Raw genomic sequence first — 14462 nt, 5'->3', positions numbered from 1 at the left:
GCACGGCGTGGCACCCTGGTCACCGTGTCCACGCTGCGCGACCTCGCCGAGGAGCACACCCATCTCCGTCCGGCCGACATCGACCACCTGCACCGCATCGCCGGCGACTGGCAACTGCTCTCCGATCTGTCCTTCGCCGACCTACTGCTCTGGGTGCCGGTCGACGCCGACGGCACGTTCCTGTGCGTCGCCCAGGTCCGGCCGACCACCGCACCGACCGCCTACCAGGACGACCAGGTGGGGCGGATCGTCGGCGGGTCGGAGGTGGCCCACCTGGGAGTGGCGTACTCCCAGGGTCGGATCTGGCGGGAGGGCGACCCGGTCTGGTATGGCGACGTGCCGGCCCGGCACGAGGCGATCCCGGTCCGGCTGCGGACCGCCGAGGGCGAGGCCGGCGAGGTGATCGCCGTGGTGGGTCGGGACACCAACCTCTCCACCGCCCGTACGCCCAGCCAGCTGGAACTCAACTACCTGACCACCGCCGACGACCTGGCGCAGATGATCGCGGACGGCACGTTCCCGCCGCCGCGGCACCCGGGCGAGACCACGTCGGCGCCCCGGGTCGGCGACGGCCTGGTCCGGCTCGACGCCGGTGGCAAGGTCACCTACGCCAGCCCGAACGCGCAGTCCGCGTACCGCCGACTGGGCTACGCCTCGCACCTGGTGGGCGAGGACCTGGCCGCGCTGCACCGCCGGCTCGCCGGCGATCCGTTGGACGGCACCGAGGCGGCGAACGGCATCCTGGCCGCGCTGCGCGGTGAGGCGCCGCCCCGCCGGGAGATCGACGCACGCGGTGCCACGATGCTCACCCGGGCGCTGCCGCTGATGCCCGCCGGGGTGCCGATCGGCGCGCTGGTGCTGGTCCGGGACATCACCGAGGTTCGCCGTCGGGATCGAGCACTGATCACCAAGGACGCCACGATCCGGGAGATCCACCACCGGGTGAAGAACAACCTCCAGACCGTTGCCGCACTGCTGCGGTTGCAGGCCCGCCGGGTGGCCATGCCGGAGGCCCGGGTCGCGTTGGAGGAGTCGGTCCGCCGGGTCGCCTCGATCGCCCTGGTGCACGAGACGCTCTCCATGTCCAGTGACGAGGCGGTCGAGTTCGACGGCATCGTCGACCGGGTGGCCAGCGCGGCGACCGAGGTCGCGGCGACCGAGGTGAGCGTCGGTATGCGGCGGCGGGGCAGCTTCGGCGTGCTGCCGGCGGAGATCGCCACCTCCCTGGTGATGGTCCTCAACGAGTTGCTGCTCAACGCCGTCGAGCACGGCTTCCCGCCGGCCGACGAGGCGGAGGACGCTCCGACACCCGCCGCCTCGGGCATGGTGCCGGTCGCCGTTGCCGAGGTGGACCCGTCGGACCGGCCGGAGGTGGTGGTCGCGGCGCACCGGTTCCGCAAGATGCTGCACGTCTCGGTGACGGACAACGGGCGCGGGCTGCCACCGGACTTCGACGCCGAACGTGGCAGCCGGCTCGGCCTCCAGATCGTCCGCGCCCTGGTCACCGGTGAGCTGCGCGGCACCATCGAGCTGCGGGCGGGGGCCAACGGCGGCACCGAGGCCGTGCTTGTCGTCCCGCTGGCCCGCAACGCCCACGACGGCCGCTCACCGGGCTGAGCCGGCTCGCCTGCCCGGGGTCGGTCGGGTCGGCGGTCGGAAGGGCTGGTCAGCGGCCGGGTCGGCTGGTCAGCAGGGCGACGGTGAGGCCGGGGCGCGGCCAGACCTGGGCGACGGTGAAGTCCGCGCGCAGGGCGTCGCCCTTGGGGCCGGTCACGGCGGACAGCGGCTCGGCGTGCCGGCCGGAGACGACGAGCCAGACCCGTGTCGTGCCGGCCAGGCACTGCGCCGGCTGGGGGCACTCGGCGGCCCACAGGTCGCCCCGGCGGACCTCGTCCTCGGTGACCAGCACGTCGCGTGGTGGGTCGCCGAGGTGGTATTCGATGCCGAGGTCGAGGAAGAGCCAGCTCTGCCGGGGGGAGTAGACCACCGCGTCGCCCGGCCGCTGACCGTCGGCGATCACCCGGGCCGCACCCGCGTAGTCGACCGGCGCGCTGCGCGGCCACTCGTGGGTGCGCCGCAGCGCCGCCTGGTCGGGAAGGCCGAGCAACCCGGCCAGGACCACCACGGCGAGCCCGGCCGGCACGGCCACCGCGGCCAGCGCCGCGCCTGCCAGCAGGCAGGCGAAGGGCACCACGAAGACCAGGTACCGGGGCACCCACAGCGGTACGACCTCGCCGGCGGCGAAGAGCAGCAGCACGGGCAGCAGCACCGCGCTCACCGGCAGCAGGGCGCGCCGCCCGAGCCGGGCCGCACCCAGCGCGGCGACCCCGACCAGCAGGCCACCCACCACGCTGCTCTGTGCCACCCCGCCGGGCAGCGCGGTGAGGTCGTCCAGGCGGACCAGGTGGACCCAGTTGAGCTGCCGGGACCGCTGTGCGCGGGCCTTGAGCAGCAGGGGGGCGACAAGCAACGCGACCGGCACCACGGAGACCACCCACCGCCACACCCGCCGGTCCCGCGCAGCGCCGTCCTGGTCCCGCGCAGCGCCGTCCTGGTCTCGGCTGGCGACGCCGGCCGGGGCCGGGCCGCGCCACCAGGCGAGCAGGACGACCAGGCCGTGCGCGGCGAGCAGGGTGAGCGCGATCAGGTGGACGAGTCCGAGGGCGGCGACGGCGGCGGCGTACCCGGCCCAGCGGGCCCAGCCCGGCCGGCGCAGTGCGGCCACCAGCAGCAGCGTGGCGAGCACCGCGAGCATGGTGGCCAACGCGTACGGGCGGGCCTCCTGCCCGTAGCGGGACGTGCCGGGGAGGACCGCGAACAGCAGCCCGGCGAACAGGCCGGTGCGCCGGTCGACGAGCCGCGCGCCGAGCACGGCGAGCAACCCGGCCGCCACGGTCATCGCCAGCACGGCCGGTACGCGCAGGGCGATCGTGGAGTCGCCGACGATCGTGGTCCAGCCGTGCATCAGCAGGTAGTACGGCCCGGTGGCGGCGTCGATGGTGTCGGCCAACCGGGCCAGGTCCTCCGGCGACCGGCTGGCCGCGCTCCAGGTCGCCAACTCGTCGCGCCAGAGTTGGGCGGAGCCCAGCCCGGTCAGGGTCACCGCCAGGGTCAGCAGCGCCGGGGCGAGCCAGACCGGTACGCGGCGCAGGTGCTCCCACGCCGCCCCGGTCGACCCGGACAATCCGCCCATGGTTCGAGCCTGCCACGGCCGTGCCGTTCGTGGGCGTCAGCCGGCCGCAGGCGGTGGGCGCCAGGCCGGCGGCACGTCGTTCGGCCGGGCGGTCTTCGCCGGATCGCGTTCGACGAGGTCGCCGAGCACGGTATCGATGCGCCGCATCAGCTCGTCGTCCAGCCGGAGCGCGGTGGCGGCGGCCGTCTCGGCGAGCTGCTCGGGTCGGGACGCGCCGACGATCGCGCTGGCCACTGTCGGCCGGTGCAACACCCAGGCCACCGCCAGTTGGGCCATCGTGCAGCCGGCGGCATCGGCGATCGGCCGGAGCTGGCGGACGCGGGCGAGCAGCAGATCCGAGGAGTAGCGGGCGATGAACGATCCGCCGAAGCCGTCGGTGGCCCGGGAGCCGGCGGGCGGACGCTGGCCGGGCTCGTACTTGCCGGTCAGCACGCCCATCGCGAGCGGCGCCCAGGCGAGCTGACCCAACCCGAGTTCGGCGCTGGTGGGCAGCACCTCGGCCTCCGGCACCCGCCACAGCATCGAGTACTGCGGCTGGTTGGCGATGAACGGCACGTGCAGGTCGGCGGCGAGCCGCCGGCCCGCACGCAGTTGCGCGGCGGTCCACTCGGACGCGCCGACGTAGAGCACCTTGCCCTGGCGGACCAGGTCGGCGAAGGCGAGCATCGTCTCCTCCAGCGGCACGGTGTCGTCGTACCGGTGCGCCTGGTAGAGGTCGACGTAGTCGGTGCCCAGCCGACGCAGTGAGGCGTGGCAGCTCTCGAAAATGTGCTTGCGGGACAGCCCGGAGTCGTTGGCCCCGGGCCCGACCGGCAGGAACACCTTCGTGCACAGCTCGATCGAGCTGCGCCGGACGCCGCTCAACGCCCTGCCGAGCGCCTCCTCGGCCCGCCCCTGGGCGTACCGGTCCGCGGTGTCGAAGGTGGTGATGCCCGCGTCCAGGGCGGCGGCCACGCACGCACCCGCCGCGTCGTCGTCGAGCTGGTTGCCGTGGGTGACCCAGTTGCCGTACGCGACCGCGCTCACGCGCAGGCCCGACCGGCCCAGTTGCCTGTGTTCCATTCCAGGATCCTCGGCCGGCCCCGCGCTGCCGCCGAACCGTTCGAACGTGGTCGAATCTGTCGGTGATCGAGGTTCGGTTCACGCCTGACGACCTGAGTCGGGTCCGGTTCGTGCACTCTCCGATGGCCGAGTTGGTGGCCAGCTCCTGGGCGTTGCGCAAGCCCGCGAAGTACTGGATGCACCGGCCGTGGCGGGAGCGTGCCGAGCGGCTGCTGCCCGGTGCCGGCCTGGAGCCGCTGCTGGCGGTGCTCAGGTCGTCCAACGGATACGTGCCGGACTTCCTCACCCCGATCGGGGTGGCCCCGAACCTGGCGGCCGAGCTGCGGGCGGTCGCGGGCACCGACCCGAGGAGGGCACGGCGGCAGCTGGACCGGGCCGGCGCGCCCCGGCTGGCCCCGGACGAGCTGGTGGCGCAGCTACGCCGCTACTTCTCCCTGCTGATCGCGCCGGACTGGCCCCGGCTGCGGGCGCTCGCGCTGGCCGACATCCGGCGGCGGACGCTCCTCGCCGCCGAGCAGGGCGGGCGCACCCTGCTCCGCGAGCTGCACCCGCTGATCCGCTGGGACGGCGCGGCGCTGCGGGTCGCCGTCGGCGCCACCCGACCGGTCGGTATGGACGACCGCCCGTGGACGCTGCTGCCCACCTCGTTCTCCGGGCCGACGGTGCACGCGATCATGGAAGGGGACGCCGGCCCGGCCCTCTGCTATCCGCCCGCCGGTCTGGGCGGGCTGTGGGCCTCGCCGCCGCCCAGCGCCGCGCTCGGCGCCCTGCTCGGCAGTACGCGGGCGGCGGCGCTGTCCCTGCTCGACACACCGCTGAGCACCGGCGAGCTGGCCGCGATGTTGGGCCTCGCCGCGGCGACCGCGTCGCACCACCTCACCACGCTGCGGGACAACGGCCTGGTCGCCGGCGTGCGACAGGGGCGAGTGGTGCGCTATGCCCGAACTGTCCTCGGTGACCAGCTCGTCGGCTAGCGCCGGCCCGTGATGTGGGATCCCACACGTGAACATTGGCCGGGCCTCATGTCGTGTGGCAGCATGGTCGGCATGACCGCCGCTGTCGTCCGCCGCTTCGTGGCCCGTCGCCACGTCGATTACGGCCGCGTGCGCAGCGCGATCTGTCCGGCTTCCTGACGACGCCCGACCAATCTGTCTCGGGTGCGCTCCGCGCCGGCTGTCTCAGACACCGTTGTCCCGCCCGCTTCCGCCGGGCCGGCCGTCGCGCCCCGCCTGCTTCGAGGCACCGCAGACAACGGAGGACGCCGCGATGGCGGTCAGCAGCATCCCTGCCCGTTCCGAGGACCCGACGACCCGCCCGGCCCGGGCGCCGCGCCGGCCACGGGGTGAGGGTCAGTGGGCGCTCGGCCACCGCGAGCCCCTCAACCCCAACGAGCGGATCAAGAAGGACGACGACCCGCTCAACGTCCGGGCGCGTATCGAGAACATCTACGCACACGGCGGCTTCGCCTCGATCGACCCACAGGATCTGCGTGGCCGGTTCCGCTGGTGGGGCCTCTACACCCAGCGCAAGGCGGGCATCGACGGCGGGCGCACCGCCGTGCTGGAGCCGCACGAGCTGGAGGACGAGTTCTTCATGCTCCGGGTCCGCATCGACGGCGGTCAGCTCAGCCTCGCCCAGCTGCGGGTGATCGCGGACATCTCCCGGGAGTTCGCGCGGGACACCGCCGACATCACCGACCGGCAGAACATCCAGTACCACTGGATTCGGGTCGAGGACATGCCGGAGATCTGGCGTCGGTTGGAGTCGGTCGGCCTGCAGACCACCGAGGCGTGCGGCGACTGCCCCCGGATCGTGCTGGGCAGCCCGGTCGCCGGGGTGGCCCGCGACGAGCTGCTCGACCCGACCCCGGCGATCGACGAGATCGTCTCCCGGTACGTCGGTGACAAGCAGTTCTCCAACCTGCCCCGCAAGTTCAAGACGTCCATCTCCTGGCTGGTGGACACCCCGTACGAGTCCAACGACATCGCCCTCCTCGGCGTCGACCACCCCGAACACGGCCCCGGCTTCGACCTCTGGGTCGGTGGCGGGCTCTCCACCAATCCGATGCTCGCCAAGCGGCTCGGCGTCTGGGTGCCGCTGGCCGAGATCCCCGACGTGTGGGCCGGCGTGGTCGGCATCTTCCGCGACTACGGCTACCGCCGGCTGCGCAACCGGGCCCGGCTGAAGTTCCTGGTGGCCGACTGGGGCGTGGAGCGTTTCCGGGAGGTCCTGGAGAAGGAGTACCTGGGCCGTACGCTGCTCGACGGCCCCGCCGCGGAGCTGCCGGCGAAGCCGATCGACCACGTGGGCGTGCACGAGCAGTCCGACGGGCGAAACTACGTCGGTGCCGCCCCGGTGGTCGGGCGGGTCTCCGGTGGGCAGCTCGCCCAACTGGCCGACGTGGTCGAGGCGCACGGCAGCGACCGGGTGCGGCTCACCCCGTACCAGAAGCTGCTGGTGCTCGACGTGCCGCCGGAGCGGACGGAGTCGCTCGTCGACGCGCTGCGCGGCATTGGCCTGGAGGCCCGGCCGTCGGCCTGGCGACGCGGCACGATGGCGTGCACCGGCATCGAGTACTGCAAGCTCGCGATCGTCGAGACGAAGGCCCGCGGTGAGGAGTTGGTGGCCCGGCTGGAGCAGCGGCTGCGTGACTTCGACGCGGACATCTCGATCCACATCAACGGCTGCCCCAACGCCTGCGCCCGCACCCAGGTGGCCGACATCGGCCTCAAGGGGCAGCTGGTGGTCGGTCCCGACGGCCGGCAGGTGGAGGGCTTCCAGGTGCATCTCGGCGGCGGGTTGGGCATGGCCCAGGGGCAGACGGCCGGGTTCGGTCGCAAGCTGCGCGGGCTGAAGACCACCGCCGACGAGCTTCCGGAGTACGTGGAACGGCTGGCCACCCGTTACCTGGCCGGCCGGAGCGAGGGCGAGACCTTCGCCAACTGGGTGATCAGAGTCGACGAGGAGGCACTGCGGTGAGCAGCGAGAACCGAGCGGCACCTCTGTACTGCCCCTACTGCGGCGAGGAAGACCTGCGGCCGCACGAGGCGGGGCACGGCGCCTGGGAGTGCCACGCCTGCACCCGGGTCTTCTCGGTGAAGTTCACCGGGCTGCTCTCGCGGGCGGTGACCCGATGAGTCTCGTCTCCGCAGCGAACCTGCGCCTGGTCGGGCCCGGTGCGCCGACGAAGGCCGACCCGGCCCGACGCGACCCGGAGGAGCTGCGGGCGCTGGCCGAGCAGGCGGCTCGCGACCTGGAGGGCGCGCCGGCGCTGGAGATCGCCCGCTGGGCGGCGCAGACCTTCGGCGACCGGTTCTGCGTCACCAGCTCGATGGCCGACGCCGTGCTGGCTCACCTGGTGTCGCGGGTGGCCCCGGGGGTGGACGTGGTCTTCCTCGACACCGGCCTGCACTTCCCCGAGACGCTACGGGTCCGCGACGAGGTGGCCCGGACGCTTCCGGTGAACGTCCGGTCGATCCGTCCCCGGCTCACCGTCGGTCAGCAGGACGGCCAGTACGGCCCCCGGCTGTTCAACAAGTCGCCGGACGACTGCTGCCAGTTGCGCAAGGTGGAGCCACTGGAACGGGCGCTGGCCGGGTACGACGCCTGGGCCGCGGGCCTGCGCCGGGACGAGTCGCCGACCCGGGCCAACACGCCGGTGGTGACCTTCGACGCGCGGCGCGGCAAGGTGAAGGTCAACCCGATCGCGGCGTGGTCGCAGAAGGACGTCGACGCCTACATCGCCCGCTTCAACGTGCCGGTGAACGAGCTGTTCAAGCAGGGGTACGGGTCGATCGGCTGCTGGCCGTGCACCCGGCGGACCAAGGCCGGCGAGGACGCGCGTGCCGGCCGGTGGGCCATGTTCGAGAAGACCGAGTGCGGGCTGCACGTCTGACCTCGCCGGCAACGGCCCCGACCGGCCCAGGGTTGGCCGGCGGGGCCGACCCGGTGGTGCTCGTCGCACACGGCAGCCGGGATCCGCGAGCGGCCGACGCCACCCGGGCACTGACCCGGGCCGTGTCGGCGGCCCGGCCGGGCACGCCGGTCTGGGCAAGCTGGCTGGACCACACCGAGCCGGGGCCGACCGAGGTGCTGCGGGGGCTGGCGGCTGCCGGTCACCCACAGGCGGTCCTGGTGCCGCTCCTGCTGACCGCCGCGTACCACCACCGGGTCGACATTCCGGCGGCGGTCACCGCGGCGGTGCGGGCCGAGTCACCCCTGGCCGTACGCGTGACCGACGTGCTCGGCCCGGCGGACGGGACTGTCGACCCAGGGCTGATGGCGGGGCTGCGCCGTCGGCTCGCGGAGGCGCGGGCGGGCCGCTTCGACGCGCTGGTGTTGGCGGCGGCGGGCACCCGGGACGCGCGGGCACGCCGCTCGGTGGGGCGGGTCGCGGACGCGCTCGGCGCGGAGTTCGGTGTGCCCTGCCGGGTGGCGTACGCCTCGGCGGCTCCACCGGCGGCCGGCGTGGCGGTGTCCCGGCTGCGGGCGGCCGGCGCACGGCGGGTCGCGGTGTCCGCGTACTTCCTGGCGCCGGGGCTGTTCCACGACGCGGTGACCGAGGCGGCTCGGGCGGCCGGTGCGGTGGCGGTGTCCGCCCCGTTGACCGACGCGCCGGAGTTGGTCGAGGTGGTGCTGCGCCGGGTCGACGACGGGTCGTCCGGCCGTGTCGTGACACCGGCGGGCTGAAACCGGTACCGGACAGCGGAACGCCCCGGTGGGCGGACCCACCGGGGCGTACAGCTGTGTCGTTGGGGATCAGGCGGAGTGAGCGCGCAGCACCCGGAGGCCGCCGCGCCGCTTGACAGCGCGCCGCTCCTCCTCGCTCATTCCGCCCCAGACGCCGGCGTCCTGACCGGACTCGAGCGCCCACTGCAGGCACTGGTCGGTCACGGAGCAGCGCCTGCAGACGGCCTTGGCCTGCTCGACCTGCAGGAGAGCCGGCCCGGACGTCCCGATCGGGAAGAACAGCTCCGGGTCCTCGTCGCGGCAGACAGCATGGTGACGCCAGTCCATGGCGGCAACACTCCTCATTCTGGATGGGTGGCAAACAATTGCGTGGTCGTGCTTTTCCTATATGCATCCGCAGTGCCGATGGTGACAGTTAGCGTTCGACCATTCGGCAGTGCGTGAGCAGGCGGTTAGCCCCGGGGACCTGCTGGAACAGCTCAACCTGACGAGCATATCCAGGCAATGTCCCGGTAACTCAAGTTCGCTTGTGAATACTTTCACGAACTCTCGTGATGTCAAGGGTGACGCTCGGAAAAACTCCGGGCGGTGAGCAAGCCCACAGCCCCTTTGTCCGGTTTTCGGGGCCTTCCCGATTACCCGCCGTGCCACAGTCGAGGATCAATATAGTACAGTCCGCGTGACATTGCTGACATTTCCGGCACCTGCCCCTCGGTGTGGCGGTGACCCGTCGATGCGGTTGTGGCCACCGTGTCGACCTAGGGCAGTACCCGAGACCTAGCAGATTACTCTCAGTGCGGCCGGAACGGAGGTGAATCTGACTTTCTCCCGCTCGCCGAGATAGTCCCCGTCTAGCTGAAACGCCTGCGGACGACTGGAGAGCAGGGTGAACTCCGGCGTGTCATGGAGTCGTAACACCTGCCGGCCGCGCGGATCCGGCTGCCGAGACAGGAACTGCGTCACTGTCCGTGTTGTGCTAGCCACCCGGAGCTGACGTAACGCCAGCACATCGAGCCCGAGATCGAACGACGCGGCGGGGTTCGGGTTGACCTCCCGGTCGCCCAGGTACGTCCAGGGCGCCGTGTTCTGGATGATGACGGTGGCCAGCTCGGCCTCGGCCGCCTCGCCCGGACGCTCCAGAGTGATCGCCGGGTGCCGCCGGTCCGAGGCGAGGAAGTACTGGTTCATGATCGAACGCAGATAGAGCGTCGGCGTGGACACCCGACCCTTCCGCCGGGCCTGCTCCACCCGGTGGATGACCGCGGCGTCCAGGCCGAACCCGGCGCAGAAGGTGAAGTAGCGGTCGTCCGCGCGGCCCAACCCGACCGTTCGGCTCCGACCCAGCCGCAACCCTTCGAGGATCATGCTGGTCGCCTCCGGCCACTCCCGGGGCAGGCCCAGCGCACGGGCGAACACGTTCGTCGAGCCACCCGGCACGGTCGCCAAGGCGGGCAGCCGCTCGGCCATCGGCGCGTCGCCTCGGGGCGGCGGCTCGGCCGTCATCAGGCCGTTCACCACCTCGTTCACGGTGCCGTCGCCACCGAGGGTGACGACCAGGTCGACGCCCTCAGCGGCGGCCTCCCGCGCCAACGCCATGGCGTGCCCACGCCGGCGGGTGTAGCGCACGCTGAGGTCGACTTCGCTGCGCAGCGCCCGGACAAGCACGTCCCGGCTGCGTTCGCTGGTGGTGGTGGCCTTTGGATTGACCACCAGGACGGCGCGCATGGGCGGCACTGTACCTCCCGGTAGCCCGGGTATCGTGGCGCGCGTGACCATCGACTCGGCCCCGTTTCCCGTCACGCTCCGCTGGGCGGTGCGGCTGCTGTGGGCGGAGGCGGTCGCCGTCGGGCTGATCGCGGCATGGCTGGTCTGGGCCGACCTCACGGTCACCACCACCGATCTGGCGTCGGCGTTACTGGTGACCGCGTTCGCCATCGGGGCCGCCGTCGTGCTCTGGGCGCTGGGTCGGGCGCTGGCGCGCCGAAAGGCCGGCGCCCGCGCGCCCGCGATCGTGCTTCAGCTGATGCTGCTGCCGATCGGGTGGTTCATGATCCAGGGCGGGCTTGGCTGGCTGGGCGTGCCGCTGATGGCGCTCGGCCTGGGCGTGGGCTGGCTGCTGGTCAGCCCACCGACGACCCGGGCGCTCGGCTTCGAGTGACCGCGCGGAGCTGGGCCGGACCGGCCTGAACCGGGCTGCCGTGCGCCGGGCTGCCGTGCGGCGGACCGGCCTGAGTCGGGGCTGCTGTGCGCCGGGCTGCCGTGCGCCGGGCCGGCCTGAGTCGGGGCTGCCGTGCGCCGGGCCGCCGTGCCGAGCCGGTCAGTAGCCGCCGGAGCGGCGGGTCAGCAACGCGATCGTGGCCCGACCGTCGACGGCCGTGGCGGACGCCGACGTGGTCAACGCGGTGAGCACCTTCCAGGCGAAGGACGACTCGGCGGGCAGCGTGGCACCGCGCACGGTCGGCACTGTCACCTCGACTGTCAACGCGTCCTCGGTGACCGCGAAGCGGCACTCCAACTCGGCGTCGCGGGTGGCGATGGCGAGCAGCATGGCGCACGCCTCGTCGACAGCGATCCGCAGATCCTCGATCTCGTCGAGCGCGAACTGCAACCGGGCCGCGAGACCGGCGGTGGCGGTGCGGAGCACGCCGAGGTAACCGCCGTCGGCGGGCACCGTGAGGTGCACCACGTCGTCGTCGGTCGCTGGCTGGCCAGTCAGTTGAGTCACGCCTCATCCCCCCGGTCGGGGACTCTACCCGGTCGGTCGCCCGTACGCGTGTCAGCGGTGGCGGCATGGTCGGCCAGCTCCCGCAGCGCGTCGCCACTGAGCCGATAGGGCACCCACTCGCTCATCGGCTGCGCGCCGATCGAGGCGTAGAAACCGGCGGCCGGGTTCCAGTCGATCATCCACCACTCCAGTCGCCGATAGCCGCGTCGTACGCAGATCTCGGCCAGGGTGGCGAGCAGCAGTCGACCTGCCCCGGTGCCCCGTGCGGCCGGCCGCACGTAGAGGTCCTCCAGGTAGATGCCGTGCACGCCGGCCCAGGTGGAGAAGTTGAGGAACCACAGCGCGAAGCCGATCGGCTCGTCCTGCTCGTCGACCGCGACGTGACCGAAGAGCGCCGGAGCCGTCGCGGGGCTGGACGCGTCCGAGGCCGCACCGCCGTCTGGATCGGCCGGGAACAATGCCGAGGTCAACTGCTCGGCGGTGAGGTGGCACTGGTCGGGGGCCCGTTCGTACTCCGCCAGGTCGTGCACCATGGCGACGACGGCCGGCACGTCCCGAGGACGTGCCGGCCGGATCGTCGGAGTGACCGGTGGGGTCACGCCTTCTTGGTCTCCCAGAAGATCTTCGAGATCTCGTCGATCTTCGCGAGCAGCTTGTCGGCGGTGGCCGGGTCGAGGCTGCCCTTGACGCCACCGGCGCCGGCGAGCTTGGTGGCCTCGTTGAACAGGCTGTGCAGGTTCGGGTACTTCTCGAAGTGCGGCGGCTTGAAGTAGTCGGTCCACAGCACCCACAGGTGGTGCTTGACCAGCTCGGCGCGCTGCTCCTTGATGATGACGGCGCGGGTGCGGAACTCCGGGTCGGTGTTCGCCTGGTACTTCTCGCAGATCATTTTGACCGATTCGGCCTCGATCCGGGCCTGGGCCGGGTCGTAGACGCCGCACGGTAGGTCGCAGTGAGCGCTCGCGGTGACGCGGGGCGCAAGGATGCGCAGAAATCGCATCGGGATCCTCCATGGGAAGTTTGCGATGATCAAAGGCGACATTACTCCTGGGGATGCTCCCCTAACCGGGTGGAGGTGAAACCAATGGGCACCGATCACCCGGCTGAGGCGCCTCGGCTGCGGGGGCCGTTGACCGCCGTGTTGGTGGTTGGCCCGTCCATGGCACCCACCCTGCGGCACGGCGACTCGGTGCTGGTCCGCCCCGGTGGCCGCCGGATCCGACCCGGGGACGTGGTGGTCGCGGTCTTCCGGAGTCGTCCCGACCTGCTGGTGGTGAAGCGGGCGGTCCGGAAACAGGACGGCGGCTGGTGGCTGCGCGGGGACAACGACCTGGTCACCGACGACTCCCGGGCGTACGGGGTGGCCGACGTGCGGGGGAGGGTGCTGGTCCGCTACTGGCCACGCCCCGGCCGGGTACGCCGACACCCGATATGACCCTGCTCACACCCGAGGGGTAGGGCCGACACTATGCTCGGAAGTGACCGGGTGACCCCCTGCACCGCGCGCCATCGCTCGCCGCCCACCTCGCGGCCGGGCGGGCCGCTCCGTCTGCTCGACAGATCCTGGAGTCACCATGTCTTCGTCCACCATGGACCCCGCTGATCCCGTCTTCCTGCTGCACCGGGGCGGCAAGATGGCCGTCACCTCGACCGTGCCGCTCACCAGCCGGGAGGATCTCTCCCTGGCGTACACCCCGGGGGTGGCGCGGGTGTGCGAGGCGATCGCCGCCGAGCCTGCCCTGGTGGACGAGTACACCTGGGTGTCGCACACCGTCGCGGTGGTCACCGACGGCTCGGCGGTCCTCGGGCTCGGCAACATCGGCCCACGCGCCGCGCTGCCGGTGATGGAGGGCAAGGCGGTGCTGTTCAAGCAGTTCGGCGGGGTGGACGCCGTGCCGGTCTGCCTGGACACCCAGGACACGGACGAGATCGTCGCCGTGGTCCGGGCGCTGGCCCCCTCGTTCGGCGGGATCAACCTGGAGGACATCAGCGCGCCGCGCTGCTTCGAGATCGAGCGCCGGCTCGACGAGGCGCTGGACATCCCGGTCTTCCACGACGACCAGCACGGCACCGCGATCGTGGTGCTCGCCGCGCTGCGCAACGCCGCCACCCTGCTCGACCGCAAGCTCGGTGACCTGCGGGTGGCGGTGAGCGGCGCGGGCGCGGCCGGCGTGGCCGTGACGAAGATGCTGATCGCCGGGGGCGTCAACCCCGACCAGGTGGTGGTCTGCGACTCCAAGGGGATCATCGGCCGGCACCGCACCGAGCTGACCGGCACCAAGGCCGAGCTGGCGGCGAACACCAACGCCGACGGCCGCCACGGCGACATCACCGAGGCGCTGCGCGACGCGGACGTGCTGATCGGGGTCTCCGGCGGGCAGATCCCCGAGGCGGCGGTGGCGGGGATGGCGCCCGGCGGGATCGTGTTCGCGCTGGCCAACCCGACCCCGGAGGTGCACCCCGAGGTGGCCGCCCGGCACGTCGCGGTGGTCGCCACCGGGCGCAGCGACTACCCCAACCAGATCAACAACGTGTTGGCCTTCCCAGGCGTGTTCCGTGGCGCGCTCGACGCCGGCGCGACCCGGATCACCGAGTCGATGAAGGTCGCCGCCGCGGACGCCATCGCCGGTGTGGTGGCCGAGTCGCTGACCGTCGACGCGATCGTCCCGTCGCCGCTGGACCCACGCGTCGCGCCGGCCGTCGCCGAGGCGGTCGCCGAAGCCGCCCGCCGCGACGGCGTCGCCCGCCGGTAGACGCGGCGCGGTGCGCCCGTAGACCGGGGGTGCTCGGGCG

16 protein-coding genes are annotated in these 14462 nt (G+C 72.5%); 9 read left to right on the top strand and 7 right to left on the bottom strand.

Going from position 1 to position 14462, the window contains the following annotated elements:
- Window positions 1-24 precede the first annotated feature (24 nt).
- Window positions 25-1617 (top strand): histidine kinase N-terminal domain-containing protein, encoded by a 1593-nt coding sequence (locus ACGFIW_RS12235; protein WP_393313542.1) that lies wholly within the window; start codon window positions 25-27, stop codon window positions 1615-1617.
- Between the two features lie 49 nt (window positions 1618-1666).
- Here ACGFIW_RS12235 and ACGFIW_RS12230 read toward each other — a convergent pair whose 3' ends face one another.
- Together ACGFIW_RS12230 and ACGFIW_RS12225 are read right to left on the bottom strand one after the other, a co-directional pair.
- Window positions 1667-3193 carry a glycosyltransferase family 39 protein gene (locus tag ACGFIW_RS12230; protein WP_393313539.1) on the bottom strand — a complete coding sequence of 509 codons (1527 nt, stop codon included), beginning with the start codon at window positions 3191-3193 and terminating at the stop codon, window positions 1667-1669.
- Between the two features lie 36 nt (window positions 3194-3229).
- On the bottom strand, window positions 3230-4255 hold the full coding sequence (locus ACGFIW_RS12225) for an aldo/keto reductase family protein (RefSeq protein WP_393313536.1): 1026 nt from the start codon (window positions 4253-4255) through the stop codon (window positions 3230-3232).
- Between the two features lie 62 nt (window positions 4256-4317).
- Here ACGFIW_RS12225 and ACGFIW_RS12220 point away from each other — a divergent pair, with 62 nt between their 5' ends.
- The 5 genes from ACGFIW_RS12220 (at window position 4318) to ACGFIW_RS12200 (ending at window position 8944) form a co-directional block, all read left to right on the top strand.
- Complete coding sequence (locus ACGFIW_RS12220; protein ID WP_393313534.1) at window positions 4318-5229, top strand: ArsR family transcriptional regulator; 912 nt, start codon at window positions 4318-4320, stop codon at window positions 5227-5229.
- A 292-nt stretch (window positions 5230-5521) separates the two neighbouring features.
- Window positions 5522-7234 (top strand): nitrite/sulfite reductase, encoded by a 1713-nt coding sequence (locus ACGFIW_RS12215; RefSeq protein WP_393313531.1) that lies wholly within the window; start codon window positions 5522-5524, stop codon window positions 7232-7234.
- Window positions 7231-7392 carry a hypothetical protein gene (locus ACGFIW_RS12210; protein WP_167393614.1) on the top strand — a complete coding sequence of 54 codons (162 nt, stop codon included), beginning with the start codon at window positions 7231-7233 and terminating at the stop codon, window positions 7390-7392. The genes ACGFIW_RS12215 and ACGFIW_RS12210 overlap by 4 nt, the downstream gene beginning before the upstream one ends.
- The gene (locus ACGFIW_RS12205; RefSeq protein WP_393313528.1) at window positions 7389-8150 is read left to right on the top strand and encodes a phosphoadenylyl-sulfate reductase; all 762 of its coding nucleotides are present in this window, start codon (window positions 7389-7391) and stop codon (window positions 8148-8150) included. Before ACGFIW_RS12210 ends, ACGFIW_RS12205 begins: the two co-directional genes overlap by 4 nt.
- Window positions 8132-8944, top strand: a complete 813-nt coding sequence (locus ACGFIW_RS12200) for a sirohydrochlorin chelatase (RefSeq protein WP_393313525.1) — start codon at window positions 8132-8134, stop codon at window positions 8942-8944. Before ACGFIW_RS12205 ends, ACGFIW_RS12200 begins: the two co-directional genes overlap by 19 nt.
- Window positions 8945-9013: 69 nt before the next feature.
- Here the strand turns inward: ACGFIW_RS12200 and ACGFIW_RS12195 are convergent, their stop codons facing one another.
- Together ACGFIW_RS12195 and ACGFIW_RS12190 are read right to left on the bottom strand one after the other, a co-directional pair.
- On the bottom strand, window positions 9014-9271 hold the full coding sequence (locus ACGFIW_RS12195) for a WhiB family transcriptional regulator (protein WP_007072794.1): 258 nt from the start codon (window positions 9269-9271) through the stop codon (window positions 9014-9016).
- A 450-nt stretch (window positions 9272-9721) separates the two neighbouring features.
- Window positions 9722-10669 carry a diacylglycerol/lipid kinase family protein gene (locus ACGFIW_RS12190; RefSeq protein ID WP_393313522.1) on the bottom strand — a complete coding sequence of 316 codons (948 nt, stop codon included), beginning with the start codon at window positions 10667-10669 and terminating at the stop codon, window positions 9722-9724.
- Between ACGFIW_RS12190 and ACGFIW_RS12185 the strand changes: the two genes are divergently transcribed.
- The gene (locus tag ACGFIW_RS12185) at window positions 10668-11102 is read left to right on the top strand and encodes a hypothetical protein (protein ID WP_393313519.1); all 435 of its coding nucleotides are present in this window, start codon (window positions 10668-10670) and stop codon (window positions 11100-11102) included. The two genes, ACGFIW_RS12190 and ACGFIW_RS12185, sit on opposite strands and share 2 nt — an antisense overlap.
- A 159-nt stretch (window positions 11103-11261) precedes the next feature.
- Here ACGFIW_RS12185 and ACGFIW_RS12180 read toward each other — a convergent pair whose 3' ends face one another.
- From ACGFIW_RS12180 to sodN, 3 genes are read right to left on the bottom strand one after another with little or no spacing between them, the layout of a single operon-like run.
- Window positions 11262-11669, bottom strand: coding sequence for an ATP-binding protein (locus tag ACGFIW_RS12180; protein WP_355031264.1), 408 nt, complete (start codon window positions 11667-11669; stop codon window positions 11262-11264).
- Window positions 11666-12268, bottom strand: a complete 603-nt coding sequence (locus ACGFIW_RS12175; protein WP_393313516.1) for a GNAT family N-acetyltransferase — start codon at window positions 12266-12268, stop codon at window positions 11666-11668. Before ACGFIW_RS12175 ends, ACGFIW_RS12180 begins: the two co-directional genes overlap by 4 nt.
- Window positions 12265-12669, bottom strand: coding sequence for a superoxide dismutase, Ni (gene sodN, locus ACGFIW_RS12170; protein WP_393313513.1), 405 nt, complete (start codon window positions 12667-12669; stop codon window positions 12265-12267). Before sodN ends, ACGFIW_RS12175 begins: the two co-directional genes overlap by 4 nt.
- An 84-nt stretch (window positions 12670-12753) precedes the next feature.
- Here sodN and ACGFIW_RS12165 point away from each other — a divergent pair, with 84 nt between their 5' ends.
- Both ACGFIW_RS12165 and ACGFIW_RS12160 read left to right on the top strand, forming a co-directional pair.
- Window positions 12754-13104: a S24 family peptidase gene (locus ACGFIW_RS12165; protein WP_393313510.1), complete on the top strand. Its 351-nt coding sequence runs from the start codon at window positions 12754-12756 to the stop codon at window positions 13102-13104.
- A 139-nt stretch (window positions 13105-13243) separates the two neighbouring features.
- Complete coding sequence (locus ACGFIW_RS12160) at window positions 13244-14422, top strand: NADP-dependent malic enzyme (RefSeq protein ID WP_393313507.1); 1179 nt, start codon at window positions 13244-13246, stop codon at window positions 14420-14422.
- Window positions 14423-14462: the final 40 nt, after the last annotated feature.

It is taken from the genome of Micromonospora sp. NPDC048935 (genome assembly GCF_043197875.1).
Taxonomy (GTDB): Bacteria; Actinomycetota; Actinomycetes; order Mycobacteriales; family Micromonosporaceae; genus Micromonospora.
The sequence above is the reverse complement of the archived record's forward strand: the minus strand, read 5'-3'. Positions and strand labels throughout refer to the sequence as shown.